Origin of the sequence: Nocardia sp. NPDC051981 (assembly GCF_040680715.1) — a bacterium.
Lineage (GTDB): Bacteria > Actinomycetota > Actinomycetes > Mycobacteriales > Mycobacteriaceae > Nocardia.
On sequence record NZ_JBFAXK010000012.1, the window covers coordinates 86,789 to 100,779 of the forward strand.

Here is a 13,991-nt window from a genome sequence, read left to right on the forward strand (position 1 = left end):
ACGTAAGGCAACTCTTCCGGAAAGGAGTCCACCATGCTGCGGCGAATTGCTCACCCCATGCTGGCGACCGTCTTCGTCGTCGACGGAATCGACACCCTCACCAATCCGGATCCGCGGGTCAAGACCGCGACCTCCGCGGTGCAGAAGGGCGAACAGAAGCTCCCGCCACAGCTGGCGAAGTATCTGCCCGACGATCCGGGGCGCGTGGTCCGGATCAATGCGGCGGTCCGCATCGGCGGCGGTGTGCTGCTGGCGCTCGGGAAGCTGCCGCGGCTGTCCACCGCGGTGCTCGCCGCGACCGTGGTCCCCGCGGCGCTGTCCGAACCGGGATACTGGACCGAGGAGGACCCGGAGCGGCGCGCGGCGAAACGCACTGCGCTGCTGAAGGATGTGAGCCTGCTGGGCGGCCTGCTCATCGCCTCCACCGATCGGCAGGGCAAGCCCTCACTCGGCTGGCGCGGCCGTCGCGCTCTCGACAAGCTCCACACGGAATCCGGCCCGGCCCATGATCGCGTCGCCCAGCTCGCCGATGCCGCGAAGGAACACGGACCGGAACTGGCCGCGACGCTACGCGAGCAGGGCGAACGCCTCGCCGAGTCCGCCCGCGAGCATGGTCCCGAACTCGTTGCGACAGTGCGTGATCGGGGCGAACGCCTCGCCGAGTCCGCCCGCGAGCATGGCCCCGAACTCGTTGCGACAGTGCGTGATCGGGGCGAACGCCTCGCCGAGTCCGCCCGCGAGCATGGCCCCGAACTCGTTGCGGCGGTACGCGATCGCGGCGAACGCCTCGCCGAGGCCGCACAGCACCGCGGCGAACAGCTCGCGGAGACCACCCGTGACGTCGGCGCCCAGTGGGGCAGGACCGCCTCCGATCGCGGCGGCCAACTCCTCGATGCGGCCCGCGAGCATGGCGGCCACCTCGCCGAGAGCGCACGGGAACACCGCGGGCCGCTCTCGGATTCCGTGCGGGAGCACGGGGCACAGCTCGCCGGAACAGCGCGGGAGCAGGGTGCACAACTGGCCTCCACCGCGCGCGAGCGCGGCGGGCGGCTCGTGCGGGCCGCGCGCGAACGCGGCGAGCGGGCGGCGGACGCGGCTCGCGACGCCGCCGGCCGGACACGATGACGGGAGCCCACACCATGACGTCTCAGTACGTCATATCCCGAACGGCCCGAACGGGTTTGTGGCTGTGCGCGGCGGCGACGGCGGTCGCCGTCGCCGCCGGCTGCGCGAACAGCACCGCACCGGGCGTTCCCGGAACAGGTGCGCCGCAGCCCTCCGGGCAATCGTCCGGCGGGCCCACCATCACCGCGGACGCCGCGCAGCAGCTGTGCGACATGATCCGGTCCGAGGTCGACAAGTGGCGCACCGACGGCCCTACCGAGGCACGACTGAAATTCAATGCCACCGTTCAGGATTGGGCGTTGCGCAACAACGGCGTGAATTTCGCGGTGATGCGCAATCGCTCCGTCATCGACCAAACCACCACGGCCACCTGCCCGGACGTCCACGACGCGGCCGTGCAGGCGATCCAATTCCCGGACCTGGCTTCGGGATTGGTCGGCTTCTGACATCCGCCGGGGCGACGCGCGCCGCCCCGGCGCGATCGGTCACCGCCCCGGCGAGATCGGTCACCAGCTCAATTCGCGAGGGAATCGGCGCGCAGCTGCCCGAGGGTCTTGGCCAGAATGCGCGACACCTGCATCTGCGAGACGCCGAGGCGTACGGCTATCTGGTTCTGGGTCATCGACTCGAAGAATCGCATCACCAGGACCCGGCGTTCCCGATCCGGCAGCTCGGCGATGAGCGGACGGACCGCGAGCAGCTGATCCACGTGTTCGTAGCCGGTCTCTTCGTCCCCCAGCGCGTCCAGCATCGCCAGCGGAGTGTTCTCCCCGTCATCCGGGCAGGCCGCTTCCAGTGAGGCGCTCTGGTAGGCGTTGGACGCCAGCAGCGCCTGGGTCAGCTCTTCCGGATCGACCTCCAGCTCGGCGGCCAGTTCGCGGGCCTTCGGCATCCGGCCCAGGCGCTGCGCCAAGGTCTCGATGGCGGTGCCCAGCCGCACCTGGGTCTCCTTGATTCGCCGCGGCACCCGCACGGCCCAGGTGCTGTCACGGAAGTAGCGGCGGACCTCACCCATGATGGTCGGGACCGCGAAGGACAGGAAGCGGGAGCCACGATACACATCGAAACGGTCGATGGATTGGATCAGCCCGAGCCGTGCGACCTGGAGCAGGTCTTCGAATGCTTCGCCACGACCGGAAAACTTGCGTGCGATGTGATCGGCCAGCGGCAGGCAGCGATCTATCGCTTCCTCTCGCAAGGCGCTTCGCTCGGGAGCATCGGTTTCGACGGCGACAGCCAGTTGTTTGAGCAACGGCTCGATATCGTCGTAGCTGTCACCCGTCATCGGAATCACCCCGTATTCGGCTGAACTGCATGAAGAAGGGGTACCCAGTCCACGCTCCATTGAACGCCTTCTCCGCAATTGGCGGCAAATTACCAGGTCAGGTGCTTTTGCCACGGTGCTGATGCCAGGGATGCATCACCCATATCGCTGTGAACAGCGAGCCGAATACGATTCCTGCCACAATCCCCGCCCAGGTCCCACCGACGGTGTCGAAAATGAGCGCGGCCACCCCGGTGAGTGCGATACCGAACAGTCCCAACCCCACGATGGCGTAACGGTGAGCGGCATTCACGACATTCTCGATCCGATGTCGCCGGAACAGCATCCGATGCGCGGCGACCGGCGCCACCAGGCAGATGGTGGCACCGATCGAAGCGGAGACGATCACCAGATACAGCACCCGCAGCGGCTCGGACAGCGTTCCGAACCGATTCTGGAACGGGATCGTCAGCAGGAATCCGGTCAGCAACTGCACGCCCGTCTGCACCACGCGCAACTCCTGCATCAGACTGTTCCAGTTCCGATCCAGCTGCTCGGTAGCGGTTTCATTCCGGCCGCCTCTCATTGGACCCGATTACCCGCGCCCACCGCGATCAAGCGCTGCGGCAGCAGATATTTCGCCGCTCAGCAAAACTTCGGTAACCCGAGTTTGAGTGCCCGTGCGCCGGGAACAGCCTGGATGTATCACTCGCCCGACAAAGGAATAATCATGATCATTCTGGGCCTTATTCTGCTGATCGTGGGAATTGTTTTCGGCCTCTCGATCCTCACGACCATCGGCGTCATTCTGATGCTCGTCGGCGCAGCGGCCTGGCTGCTCGGCATGGCCGGCCGCCCGATCGGCGGACGCTCCCACTATTGGTGATGCAACGCGCGACCCCCTGACCGATTCGATTGCAGGTCAGGGGATACCGCTCCACAACGATCTCGCCACCCGGTTCACCCCGTCGACGGTCCCGGCTTCTCGCGGCGATAGGCGTCCACCGCCGTCGGCAGCGTCGGGTAGAGGCGGTTCGTTCCGATCCGGTCGATCAACCCGGCGGCAGCCAGCACGTCGCGCAGGTCCTGCTTCACCCAGGCAATCGCGAAAACGATTCCACGAGAGCACAGTTCCTCTTGCAGTTCGAGTGCATCCAGCGCGGTGAGATCTACTTCGACATTGGCCTCCGCATTGAGGACGGACCAGCGAATCGCTGCCGAACCGTCGGAGCCATCGGCTGCAGCCAGTGCGCGGCGCCGGAAGTCCTCGGCATTGGCGAAGACAGGGGCGCGTCGTACGCGTCGTAACGGCCATAGCCCCCGGCCACCCCCCGCTGCATTGCTACTCACCGAACCGGCTGTCACCAGTATTCCGTGATCGACTGAACCGCACGACTACGGGGTATCCGGCGAGCGCCACATTGAACGCCAACGTCGTAGCCTGTATCGAATCGGTCAGTATTCCGAGTGCCTTCCGGGCGAATCCGTCCTCCTCCAGTGGGCTGCCGGTCTCGCACACGCTGGTCACCCGAATTCGGATTCTCCGGGCGTCATAGCGGAATTCGCACTCGATCACCGTGCCGTGCACAGCGGCGACCATCAGCTCGCTCGCGACTTCGTCGAGGGCGACGCCGACATCGGTCATCACATCGAGGGTGAAATCCGCTGTCAACATGATGTTTTCGGTCACCCTGCGCAGCAGCCACAGGTATGACACCTCGGCGGGAACGTGCAATCTCACTGTTCCCGGATCGGATTTCCGCGCCGACTCGAAGTACGGTACGAATCGTTCGGTATCGGTGTCCGCGATCATCCTGGCGGCCACGGCGTCCGGCACCCGACCGCCGTTTCCGCCCTCGTTCCGAGGTGAGTACATTTGCGTCCACCATTCACCGGTGCCGCTTCCGATCACGGCTGTTCACTACTCGCGTACCCGTTCTGCGAGGCGGAAAACACCGTGGAATCAATAGCCTTCGACGAACGGCGTGGATCGAACACGTTCGTGGACCGTCAGCAGCAGATGGTCGAACCTCGTCCGGAGCCGGGCACTCGAATCGGCGATCGAAGGCAAATCCGCGACCAGCTGGGTCGCGAGCACACGCAATTTGATGTTGGTTTCCTGAGACCGCCAGATCAGAATGCGAAACGCCTGGTCCGCGCTGATGCCGTAGACGACCATGAGCGCGCCCTTGGCCTGCTCGACCACCGCGCGCGCGGCGTACAACTCCGGCAGCCGGTGGTCGAGAGTCTCCTGGCTGTGCTCGGCGAGCGTGTCGGTCATGTCCATGTAATACCCGGCGGTTCCGACCACCCGGCCTGTTCCGTCGAGCATTTGATCACCGACAACCAGGACGTCGTGCACTTCCCCGGCGGTGTCGATGATGCGGTGGCGACTGCAGAATGGCTCCGCGTTCTCGACCGAACGGGCAATGGTGCCGGCCACCTGTTCCCGATCCTCCGAATGCTTGTGTGCGAGAAGCAGTTCCGTGGTCGGCTGGACGCTTCCAGGTGGATAGCCGTGCATCTTCGCCACCTCGGCGGACCACTCCCACCGCTGATCATCGAACCAGAAGCGGAAGCCACCGACGAGACACGGGGCTTCCACACCCATCACCGATTCGAACGCCCGGGTGCCCTCGGGTGAGATATCGCCTCCCTCTGCCACACCGCGATTATCCGCCCACCCGGTCATTCTTGGGAGATCGCTTCCACGACTTCACCGGAATCCCGGTGGCTGAGTGTTCGCGCGATGTCGGCCTGGGCAATGATGCCGACCAGGTGGTCATTTTCGACCACCGGGAGCCGTCGCACCTGGTGCCGAGCCATCAGCTGCATGACGGTGGACACGTCGTCGTCGGCCTCGGCCACCACCAGCGGGCCATCGACCAATTCCCCCACCTTCACCTCGAGCGGATTCTCGCGCTGCGCCACCACGTTCACAGTGATATCCCGATCAGTCAGGATGCCGTGCAACCGAGAGTCCTCGCCGACGATCGGCAGGGCCCCGACGCACAGCTCCGCCATCATGCGTGCGGCGTCGACCACCGTGTCGGTCGACCGGACACAGCGGCAGTGCGGCGTCATCATTTCGCGCGCGGTAGTCATCGCTGTCTCCTCGATTTCCGCGGATCAGGTCCGGCGAGCGTCAATTCGCCGCCACACGGCCTGACGGGGTTGCTCATTGACTGGGCTGCGGCACATTGACATGGCAATTCGCGATTTTCGGGTTCACGCCGAAGTAGTTCAGCGGGCCCGCGATGATGGTCACCGCGATTGTTCCGGCGCTTGCGCAGTTGGATGGCGCGCTGTCGTAATAGTGCCGTTGACCCGCGGCGACGGCACCGATGACCAGCCATAAAAGCACCAGCACCACGATGAGGCTGCCCGCGCTCGTGCGTCGGCCCAGCCAGCGGTCGTTTGCGTATGTTCTCACTTCGCATCTCCTTGTTCGACCACCCACTGCCGGCGTCGGTTCCAGATTCGGGCAGTCGCGATATTTCCTTCTCTCTCGACGACCGGATACCCCGCCGAGTACCGGCCTAACAGGGTCGTTCCATGGTGTTCCGGACAAGCGGCACGGGACTCGCGAGTAACCTCATGGCAATGGACGCGGCACAGTCGACCGTCGGCGTTGAGGAAGAATTCCTGCTTGCGGACCCTGTGACGGGTGCGCCCGCCGCGAACAACGCGGACGTGGCACGAACCGCCGCCGAGAGCGGGATCGACCTGAAGCTGGAACTCACCCGATGCCAGGTGGAGACCAATACCCGCGTGCACTCCAGCACCGCTGAGTTGATTCAGGAATTACGCAAGTTGCGTCTGGGTGTGACATCCTGCGCCGAGCAGAACGGCGCTCGCCTGCTCGCGGTGGCCATTCCGCCGACCGTCCCGCACCAGTTCCCGTTCACCGACACACCCCGCTACCGGCGCATCGAGCAACATTTCGGCCTGCTCGCCCACGAGCAGGGGCTCTGCGGCTGCCATGTCCACGTCGCGGTTCCGGATCGAGAGACAGCCCTCCAGGTCAGCAATTTCGTGCGCCCCTGGTTGCCGCTGTTCCTGGCGCTGACCGCGAATTCCGCGATCTACCGCAGCGTCGACAGCGGGTTCGCCAGCTGGCGAAACATCCTGTGGCAACGCTGGCCCAGCGCTGGACCTCCACCCTATTTCACGTCGACCGAGGATTACGACGCCCTGGTCGCCATGATGATTTCGAGCGGATCCATTCTCGACGAGACGATGGTGTATTGGGACGTCCGTCCGTCCTTGAACTATCCGACCGTCGAGATCCGCGTCAGCGACATCCCCGCCACGGTCGAGGAGACCGCCCTGCTCGCCACCCTGGTACGAGCCACGGTAATGACCGCGCGAAATGCATTGGAGCAAGGGATCATCGCACCCCCGGTCCAGCATGAATTGCTGCGCGCGGCGTACTGGAAGGCCGCTCGTACAGGCATCGACGGCAACGGTGTCTACCCGATGAACGGCAGTGTCATGCCGGTTCGCGCGCTACTCGCCGCACTCGTCGATCACGTCGGGCCGGCACTCGAGGAGTTGGGGGACCGCGATTTCGTCACCAGCACCCTCCGGACCGTTCTAGCCCGCGGCAATGGCGCGCGGCGCCAACTCGGAGCCTTCCGGATGCGCCGAGACGTCGGCGATGTCATCACCGAGTTGGCGTATGCCACCCTGGAGGGCTGCCACCGGCACCCCGTCAACCTGCCTACCTGAGAAGGATCCGATCGCCGTGGGTCGCTATCACCACGAAGTCTCCGGGCCGGTTCGGTTGCAGGCAGGGGATTTCGGTGTGGATTCCGCGAGACGCGGCGGCTGAGCGTTCCTGCTCTGCACGTGCAGACGGCGGTCGACGAGCTCGCCGCTCACCGCGTGGCGCGACGGAGGGTGATCGGCGTGCTGACCGTATACGGCGAACAGTGCAACGGCTTCGGCCCGACCGACCGCGCGGGGTGCGGGCACGCCCGCGGTGATTGATTGATCGAGGCCGCAGTGGGTACCGCGCCACTATGGCGACCTCCGTCGACAAACTACTGCAGACGCTGACCAGGGCGGTGAACACGCTCGCGCAGACCGATATCCGGTTCGCGGTGGCCGGCGGGTGCGCGGTGTACGCCCGCGGCGGACCGGCATCCGAACACGATGTAGACCTGTTCATCAAGCCCGCCGATGTCTCCCGGGCCCGCAGCGCCCTGGTCGCGGGCGGTTTGCGCATCGCCGACGCCCCGGAAGACTGGCTCACCAAGGCATACGACGGGGATGTCCTGATCGACCTGATCTACCGCCCCAGCGATCGCGAGGTCACCGACGAGATGCTGGATCGCGCCGAGGTCATGCGCGTGGGGTCCGTGGTGACGCCGGTCATCAGCGGAACCGATCTGATGATCGACAAGATGCTGGTGTTCGACGCGCACCGGCTGGATCTGGCACCGCTGCTCCGGATCGCCCGGGACCTGCGTGAGCAGGTCGATTGGACCGAGGTGCGCGCACAGACCCGGCACTCGCCCTACGCCCGCGCATTCCTCGGCCTACTGGCCGACCTCGAGGTGATCGGAGTGCCGTCATGAGCGACTTCCCGCAGTACGACACGGCGCACGTGCATCGCGCGCTGGCCGAGGATCCCCGGACCTCCGAACTCGGCGTCCAGGTGCGGCTCCAGGCCGGCGTCGTGGTGCTGACCGGCGCGGTGACCACCGAGGAGCGCCGGCGGCAGGTGGAACTCGTTGTACGCGAACAACTTCCCGAATCCCGAATCCGCAACGAGGTCCGCGTGACCCCGCCGAGGACTCCCGGGACCAGCGAAACGCTCGGGACGTGACCGGGAAAGGACAGTGGCACATGCGGATAGCTGCCGTTGGCGATGTACACGTGGGCACCGATTCCCAGGGCCTGTACCGTCCCGCGCTCGAGGACCTGCACCGGCACGCGGATGTCCTGCTCCTCGCCGGGGATCTGACGAAATGCGGCACCGTGGCGGAGGCCCAGGTCGCCGCGCGCGAGTTCTCCGGCCTCGGCATCCCGGTCGCTGCGGTACTCGGCAACCACGACTATCACGGGGATGCGGCGGAGGAGGTCGCCGCCGTCCTCGCGGATGCCGGAATCGTGGTGCTCGAGGGCACGGGCGTCGCTTTCAGCATCGACGGGACAGTGCTCGGGATCGCCGGTACGAAAGGCTTCGGCGGGGGCTTCGCGGGCCGGTGCGCGAGCGTCTTCGGCGAACCCCTGATGCGGGAATTCGCCTCGCACACCGTTGATCTCGCCAACGCACTGCACACGGCGCTGAGTGCGCTCGACACCGATATCCGTATCGCCCTGACCCACTACTCGCCCATCGAGGCCACCCTCGCCGGCGAGCCTCGCGAGATCTATCCCTTCCTCGGTTCCTACCTGCTCGGTGAGGCCATGGACACGGCCGGCGCCGACCTCGCGCTGCACGGCCACGCCCACGCGGGCACCGAGCACGGCGAGACGCCCGGCGGGATACCGGTCCGCAATGTGGCCCAGCCCGTGCTGGGCACCGCGTACGCGGTCTACGAGCTGCATCCGGCCCCGCCCGTGCCCGCCACCCGTTCCCGCGCATCCAGCTGATCCGCGGCGTCATACCTCGATCCGCTCGCCCAGGACCACCGTGCGGTGGCGGGGCAGCCGGAAGTAGTCGGCGACGTCAGCCGAGATATAGCTGATCGCAATGAAAAGCCTTGTGCGCCATCGGGACATGATGGGTTTGGCCGCGGCGCGCAACTCGATCTCGGACAGGAAGTAGGACGCTCGGTCGAGGTCGAGTTCGCCTTCTGTCTCGTCCGGATCCAGCCCGGCCAGCGCCGCCGGGACATCGGGGTGTTCCATATAGCCGACCCGCACGGTCACGTGGACGATGCCGTCGTCGCGGTAGCCGAGGTGATCGATCCCCACACGGTCCTCCGGTGAAACCCGCGGCACCGGCTCGGTGTCGACCGACACGATGACGGTCTGGCGATGGCGGACACCGTTGTGCTCGACATTGGCGCGCAGGGCCAGCGGCACGGTTTCCTTGCTGCGGTTGAGGAATACCGCCGTGCGGTCGATGATCGTCAACCGCGACCTGTCGTGCCACAGCTCGTCGACGAACTCACGCAGCGAGCCTTCCATCCGGTCCCGCTCGTCGGCGACCACCTCGCGTCCGCGCTGCCAGGTCGTCATGACCGTGAACGCGGCCAGTCCGATCAACAGGGGCAGCCAGGCCCCGTGCACCAGCTTGGTGAGATTGGCCGCGACGAACAGCAGGTCCACCGCGAGCAGCGGCGCCCAGACCATGACGACGAGCCACAGCGGCAGCCGCCATCTCGCGTACGCGAGGTAACCGAGCAGCAGGGTCGTGATGGTGATCGTGCAGGTCACCGCCATGCCGAACGCGAAGGCCAGCGCGGTCGAACTGCGGAAGGCGAAAACCAGTGTGAGCACCGAGACCAGCAGCAGCCAATTGATCCACGGCACGTAGATCTGCCCGGGCGTCGACTCCGAGGTGTGTGCGATGCGCAGCCGCGGCAGATACCCGATCCGGGCGGCCTGCGAGGCCACCGAGTCGGCGCCCGTGATCACCGCCTGGGAAGCGATCACCGTCGCCGCGGTGGCCAGCGCGACCATCGGAAGCCGCCCCCAGCCCGGGACCAGCAGGAAGAATGGGCTCGCGACGTGCCCGCGGGTCCCGAGCACCAGGGCGGCCTGCCCGAAGTAGCTGAGCAGACAGGCGGGCAGCACCAGGAAAAGCCAAGCGGTAGTGATGGATCGGCGACCGAAGTGCCCCAGATCCGCGTACAGCGCCTCCGCCCCGGTGACCGCCAGCACGATGGCGGCCAGTGCGAAGAAGGCGATGGCGAAATGCCCGGCGAGGAAGCCGAGCGCATAGCTCGGCCACAACGCCTTCAGGATCCCCGGCTGCTGCCGGATCCCGCCGATGCCGCACGCTCCGATCGCGACGAACCACACCACCATCACCGGGCCGAACAACCGGCCCACCGACGCCGTCCCGCGATGCTGAAACACGAACAGCACCACGATGATCAGCGCGGTGATCGGCACGACGGCCTTCGCCAGCGGCGGTTCCACCACCTCGAGTCCCTCGACCGCGGACAGCACCGAGATGGCCGGGGTGATCATGCTGTCGCCGAAGAACAGTGCCGCGCCGAAGATTCCGAGCGCCGCCAGGACGGCCGCCGGGCGCCGGCCGCGCGCGGCCCAGCGCCGCACCAGCGTGATCAGCGCCATGATCCCGCCCTCGCCGTCATTGTCGGCCCGCATCGCCAGCAGCACATAGGTCACCGTCACGATGATCAGCACCGACCAGAACACCAGTGACACAACGCCGTACACATTGACAGGGTCCACCGGGACCGGGTGCGGATCCGACGGATCGAACACCGTTCGCAGAGTATAGATCGGGCTGGTCCCGATGTCCCCGAACACCACCCCCAGCGCCCCGATCACCAGACCCGGACGGACGACGTCCCGCGCACGGAGACCGTTGTCGGCCGGCGCGCCGGACTGCCCGGCTGACCCTTCGTCATCCGAGATCGTCGAATCGTGACGCTGGGACACCGAACGAATTCCTGCTCCTGTTATCCCGGGAGAGTTTCCCCACGGAGCCGGGTGAGCTCCACGACGACCGGGTATCCGCACCGCACCACGTCGAATTCCGCGCTGCTCACCGCGATCGAATCGGTCAGTGTTTCCACGAAATGCCAGCCGAAACTGTGCTCGATCAATCCGGCATCGCTCCCGGTCACCGCGCCCACCCGCACCCGGACCCGCTCTTCGTCGAACCGGAATTCACACTCGATCGAGGCGTCCGGCACGGCGGCCGCGATCAACGTCGTCGCGACCTCGTCCAGTGCGACCCGCACATCGGTCACCACGTCGATCGTGAAATCGGCTGTGAGCATGATGGTTTCGGCGAGCGCGCGCAGCATCGCCAGTTGCCCGGCGTCGGCCGGGATGCGTAGCGCCACCCGACCGGTCAGAGCTGGCGACTCCAGTGCCGCGGAGTCGGTGAACCGGTGCGCCTTACCGTTGTTCTGCCGGTCGGTGAATACCGGGCTCGGCGTTCGGCCGTCCCCGATCCTGTCACCCTGTGGCGATTCACTCATCGGTCACCACCCCATCGAATCAATCCCGTTTTACGATCGGTCCCCGTTTTCGTTCATCGCGTACCCCGCGAAGCGGTCGGGAAACAGGCGGATTTCATCGATCGGGTATTTGCTCGTGCGCGGTCGAGAGCAGGCCCGGGCCGGATCTGCCGATCAGTTGCTCGACAGGTCCCGCTCACGATGGACCAGGGTCCTGACCCCGGTCACGTCGAGTACTCGTTCGACGGCGCGCGGCGCGTTCGGTACGAGAATGCCGACACCACACCGGGTGGCACGCTGAACGGCATCGAGCAGTACGAGCGCATTGCGCACGCTCAGAAATCGCGCACGACGCAGATCCACGATCACCGCGGGCGGCGCGGCATCGACGGCGACGGACAGCGCGGTCCGGAACGCGGGCAACCCGTTCATGTCGAGTTCGCCCGTGACCGCGATGATGAGGCAATCGGTGACTCCGGTCCCAGCGGTCGGCCGCCCGTTCCCATCGGGCGTGCGGCGCGAGCGGCGGCCGGGCATCTCATTCGCAACATGGCTGTGTGCGAGGGACACCGTTGACATGACTTACCTCCCAGCAGGGAGTGGCCGATCCGCCTCGACGGCAAAGCGTGCGAGCGCGGATCGTATCGACGACACGCTCGAACTGTGAGAAGGCATGGGGGATCGGGATCGGCTGGAGTCTCAACCTGCACTCAGTCTGCCACCTGACCGCCGGGCTGGCTACTCCCAGCCCGTTTCACCACGCACTGTCCGGGTATCGCGGCATCGGATGGACAGTAGAAGCCGATGGCACCCCTCCTCTGACCGAAAGGCGGAATCATGCCCAAGGAATGGACCGGCAAAGAGGAACGTCAGTACGAGCACATCCGCGACTCCGCTGAGGACCGCGGCGAATCCCCGAAGCGCGCCAAAGAGATCGGCGCTCGTACCGTGAACAAGAACCGCGCCCGCGCCGGCAAGACCGAGACCGCGAGCCGCACATCGCTCGAGGGCAAGTCCCCGCAGCAGCGCGGAGGCCAGCGCTCAGGGCGCCGCGGTCCCAAGGGCCTCACCCGGGACCAGCTCTACAACGAGGCCAGGCAGCGCAATATCAGGGGCCGCTCCGGCATGTCCAAGGCTCAGCTCGCGCACGCTCTCGGCCGCGATTGATCCATCGAAGGAGGCGAACGACGATGCCGCGCTCGGCGTCGCTACCCGTTCGGATCCACCGGACCGCTCCGTGGAGCCGCAATCGGCTGATGCGTTCCTCGGACCGTCTGCAGGCGGCCTGGCGGCTGGTCGCGGTGCTCGTGGCCGTGGCATCCATTCCGCTCGCGGTCGTCGTGGGAATCTCGGCCGCCACCACCACCGGCGCGCACATCCGCGCCGAGAACGCCGCCAAAACCGCGGTGACGGCCACGGTCGTCTCCGATCCCCTCCGCATCGCGGTTCCGGTCGGCCAGGGGGTGGTGGCGTCCGGACCGCCGCAGGCCACCGCGGCGTGGAATTTCCACGGCCGCAACGATATCGCCGTGGTCGTCGTCCCGAGCTCGGCGAAGCGGGGCAGCACCGTGACCCAGTGGCTGGACTCCTCGGGCCGGGCCACCACCGCGCCGCGGCCCACGTCCGACGCGGTGGTCCAGGGCATCGACACCGCTGTCCTGACTGTGATCGCAACCTGCTGCGGCGCAACCGTTCTGGTCTGGTGCGCCGACCGCATCCTCCTGCACCGCCACCACGCCGCCTGGGCGCGCGAATGGCGAGACTTCGCCCCAGGGATCGGGCACAACAAACCGTCCTGACTCCGGTCCCGCGAGCCGATGCCGAGGCAATCGCACACGCCAGGCCAACGCCATGATCCTCGAAGCCCTCTGACCGTTCGGAGTGTCGGAGTCAGGCGGCCGCGCCTCGGAGGCGCAGTCCTGCAACGGGAATGAAGCTACCCGCACCAATACCCGACATGAGCCGGATACGCACGATTGGAGGATCCGAATGACAAGCCCCGCAATCGCTCTCGTCATGGACGCCACCCAGGGCCTCGGGCCGGCGCTGCCGGATTCGTGAACATCCCGTCCAAGATCGGACAGGTGGCGTGGTCCGCCCCTGTCGGCACCCGCCGCAGCAGTGACCTCGGCTGCGACATCCTGATCGCCGCCGTGTGCCCGGGCATGATGAACACACCCGTCTCGGCGCTGTGGTGGGACGTCACCCGCGCACCCACTCCGGCGCAGGCCGCCGCCCAGCTACCCGACCTCGCGTTGAAACCGGCCGATCCGCAGCACTACGGGCAATTGATCCGCTACGACAGCGTCGCGCCGCGCCCCCCGGCGAGAGCGGATAATTCCGCCGATACCGGCCCCGAGCGGGCGATCCGCTTCGGGCCGTCACCATTGCACCTGGCCACAAAGCTAACCGGGCAGTGAATTCGAAGTGCATAGTAGGTGAACGACCAGCGGCTGAGCCGGGAAGACTTCAGCGATCATCCGGCA

At 66.5% G+C, this 13,991-nt stretch carries 19 protein-coding genes and 1 pseudogene; 10 read left to right on the forward strand and 10 right to left on the reverse strand.

The features are described 5' to 3' along the window. The first annotated feature begins 33 nt into the window (after positions 1–33). Both AB0L60_RS21685 and AB0L60_RS21690 read left to right on the forward strand, forming a co-directional pair. On the forward strand, positions 34–1,125 hold the full coding sequence (locus AB0L60_RS21685; RefSeq protein ID WP_364616729.1) for a DoxX family membrane protein: 1,092 nt from the start codon (positions 34–36) through the stop codon (positions 1,123–1,125). Positions 1,126–1,139: 14 nt separating this feature from the next. Next, positions 1,140–1,571 (forward strand): hypothetical protein, encoded by a 432-nt coding sequence (locus tag AB0L60_RS21690; RefSeq protein ID WP_364616731.1) that lies wholly within the window; start codon positions 1,140–1,142, stop codon positions 1,569–1,571. Between the two features lie 68 nt (positions 1,572–1,639). Here AB0L60_RS21690 and AB0L60_RS21695 read toward each other — a convergent pair whose 3' ends face one another. Together AB0L60_RS21695 and AB0L60_RS21700 are read right to left on the reverse strand one after the other, a co-directional pair. Continuing rightward, positions 1,640–2,410: an RNA polymerase sigma factor SigF gene (locus tag AB0L60_RS21695; protein ID WP_364616733.1), complete on the reverse strand. Its 771-nt coding sequence runs from the start codon at positions 2,408–2,410 to the stop codon at positions 1,640–1,642. A gap of 97 nt (positions 2,411–2,507) precedes the next feature. Beyond that, complete coding sequence (locus tag AB0L60_RS21700) at positions 2,508–2,975, reverse strand: DUF6328 family protein (protein ID WP_364616735.1); 468 nt, start codon at positions 2,973–2,975, stop codon at positions 2,508–2,510. A gap of 144 nt (positions 2,976–3,119) precedes the next feature. On the opposite strand from AB0L60_RS21700, the gene AB0L60_RS21705 reads away from it, so the two are divergent. Beyond that, complete coding sequence (locus tag AB0L60_RS21705; RefSeq protein ID WP_354850610.1) at positions 3,120–3,275, forward strand: hypothetical protein; 156 nt, start codon at positions 3,120–3,122, stop codon at positions 3,273–3,275. A 74-nt stretch (positions 3,276–3,349) separates the two neighbouring features. Here the strand turns inward: AB0L60_RS21705 and AB0L60_RS21710 are convergent. From AB0L60_RS21710 to AB0L60_RS21730, 5 genes and pseudogenes are all read right to left on the reverse strand, one after another. Next, a pseudogene (locus tag AB0L60_RS21710) lies at positions 3,350–3,687 on the reverse strand (sodium-independent anion transporter); the annotation flags it as partial. Positions 3,688–3,731: 44 nt separating this feature from the next. Further along, positions 3,732–4,265 (reverse strand): hypothetical protein, encoded by a 534-nt coding sequence (locus tag AB0L60_RS21715; protein ID WP_364616738.1) that lies wholly within the window; start codon positions 4,263–4,265, stop codon positions 3,732–3,734. 87 nt (positions 4,266–4,352) lie between these two features. Further along, a complete protein-coding gene (locus tag AB0L60_RS21720) occupies positions 4,353–5,000 on the reverse strand; it encodes a PAS and ANTAR domain-containing protein (protein WP_364617020.1) in 648 nt (215 codons plus the stop codon). Positions 5,001–5,077: 77 nt separating this feature from the next. Next, complete coding sequence (locus AB0L60_RS21725; protein WP_364616740.1) at positions 5,078–5,494, reverse strand: CBS domain-containing protein; 417 nt, start codon at positions 5,492–5,494, stop codon at positions 5,078–5,080. A 73-nt stretch (positions 5,495–5,567) separates the two neighbouring features. After that, entirely contained in the window at positions 5,568–5,822 is a 255-nt protein-coding gene (locus AB0L60_RS21730; RefSeq protein ID WP_364616742.1) for a hypothetical protein, read from the reverse strand. Between the two features lie 170 nt (positions 5,823–5,992). Between AB0L60_RS21730 and AB0L60_RS21735 the strand changes: the two genes are divergently transcribed. The 4 genes from AB0L60_RS21735 to AB0L60_RS21750 all read left to right on the forward strand — a co-directional run bounded on the left by AB0L60_RS21735 (position 5,993) and on the right by AB0L60_RS21750 (position 8,992). Next, positions 5,993–7,120, forward strand: a complete 1,128-nt coding sequence (locus AB0L60_RS21735; RefSeq protein ID WP_364616744.1) for a glutamate--cysteine ligase — start codon at positions 5,993–5,995, stop codon at positions 7,118–7,120. Positions 7,121–7,413: 293 nt separating this feature from the next. Continuing rightward, entirely contained in the window at positions 7,414–7,971 is a 558-nt protein-coding gene (locus tag AB0L60_RS21740; RefSeq protein WP_364616746.1) for a hypothetical protein, read from the forward strand. After that, positions 7,968–8,222 carry a BON domain-containing protein gene (locus AB0L60_RS21745; protein ID WP_364616748.1) on the forward strand — a complete coding sequence of 85 codons (255 nt, stop codon included), beginning with the start codon at positions 7,968–7,970 and terminating at the stop codon, positions 8,220–8,222. The genes AB0L60_RS21740 and AB0L60_RS21745 overlap by 4 nt, the downstream gene beginning before the upstream one ends. A 20-nt stretch (positions 8,223–8,242) precedes the next feature. After that, complete coding sequence (locus tag AB0L60_RS21750) at positions 8,243–8,992, forward strand: metallophosphoesterase (protein WP_364616750.1); 750 nt, start codon at positions 8,243–8,245, stop codon at positions 8,990–8,992. A gap of 9 nt (positions 8,993–9,001) precedes the next feature. On the opposite strand, the gene AB0L60_RS21755 is transcribed toward AB0L60_RS21750, so the two are convergent. The 3 genes from AB0L60_RS21755 to AB0L60_RS21765 all read right to left on the reverse strand — a co-directional run bounded on the left by AB0L60_RS21755 (position 9,002) and on the right by AB0L60_RS21765 (position 12,084). After that, the gene (locus AB0L60_RS21755; RefSeq protein ID WP_364617022.1) at positions 9,002–10,867 is read right to left on the reverse strand and encodes a KUP/HAK/KT family potassium transporter; all 1,866 of its coding nucleotides are present in this window, start codon (positions 10,865–10,867) and stop codon (positions 9,002–9,004) included. A gap of 131 nt (positions 10,868–10,998) precedes the next feature. Then, positions 10,999–11,526, reverse strand: a complete 528-nt coding sequence (locus AB0L60_RS21760) for an anti-sigma factor (protein WP_364616752.1) — start codon at positions 11,524–11,526, stop codon at positions 10,999–11,001. Positions 11,527–11,679: 153 nt separating this feature from the next. Continuing rightward, positions 11,680–12,084: an STAS domain-containing protein gene (locus tag AB0L60_RS21765; RefSeq protein ID WP_364616754.1), complete on the reverse strand. Its 405-nt coding sequence runs from the start codon at positions 12,082–12,084 to the stop codon at positions 11,680–11,682. 258 nt (positions 12,085–12,342) lie between these two features. Between AB0L60_RS21765 and AB0L60_RS21770 the strand changes: the two genes are divergently transcribed. From AB0L60_RS21770 to AB0L60_RS21780, 3 genes are all read left to right on the forward strand, one after another. Continuing rightward, complete coding sequence (locus AB0L60_RS21770; RefSeq protein WP_364616756.1) at positions 12,343–12,672, forward strand: plasmid stabilization protein; 330 nt, start codon at positions 12,343–12,345, stop codon at positions 12,670–12,672. An 89-nt stretch (positions 12,673–12,761) separates the two neighbouring features. Beyond that, complete coding sequence (locus AB0L60_RS21775; RefSeq protein ID WP_364616758.1) at positions 12,762–13,304, forward strand: hypothetical protein; 543 nt, start codon at positions 12,762–12,764, stop codon at positions 13,302–13,304. A 258-nt stretch (positions 13,305–13,562) separates the two neighbouring features. Further along, positions 13,563–13,925 carry a hypothetical protein gene (locus AB0L60_RS21780; RefSeq protein ID WP_364616760.1) on the forward strand — a complete coding sequence of 121 codons (363 nt, stop codon included), beginning with the start codon at positions 13,563–13,565 and terminating at the stop codon, positions 13,923–13,925. Positions 13,926–13,991: the final 66 nt, after the last annotated feature.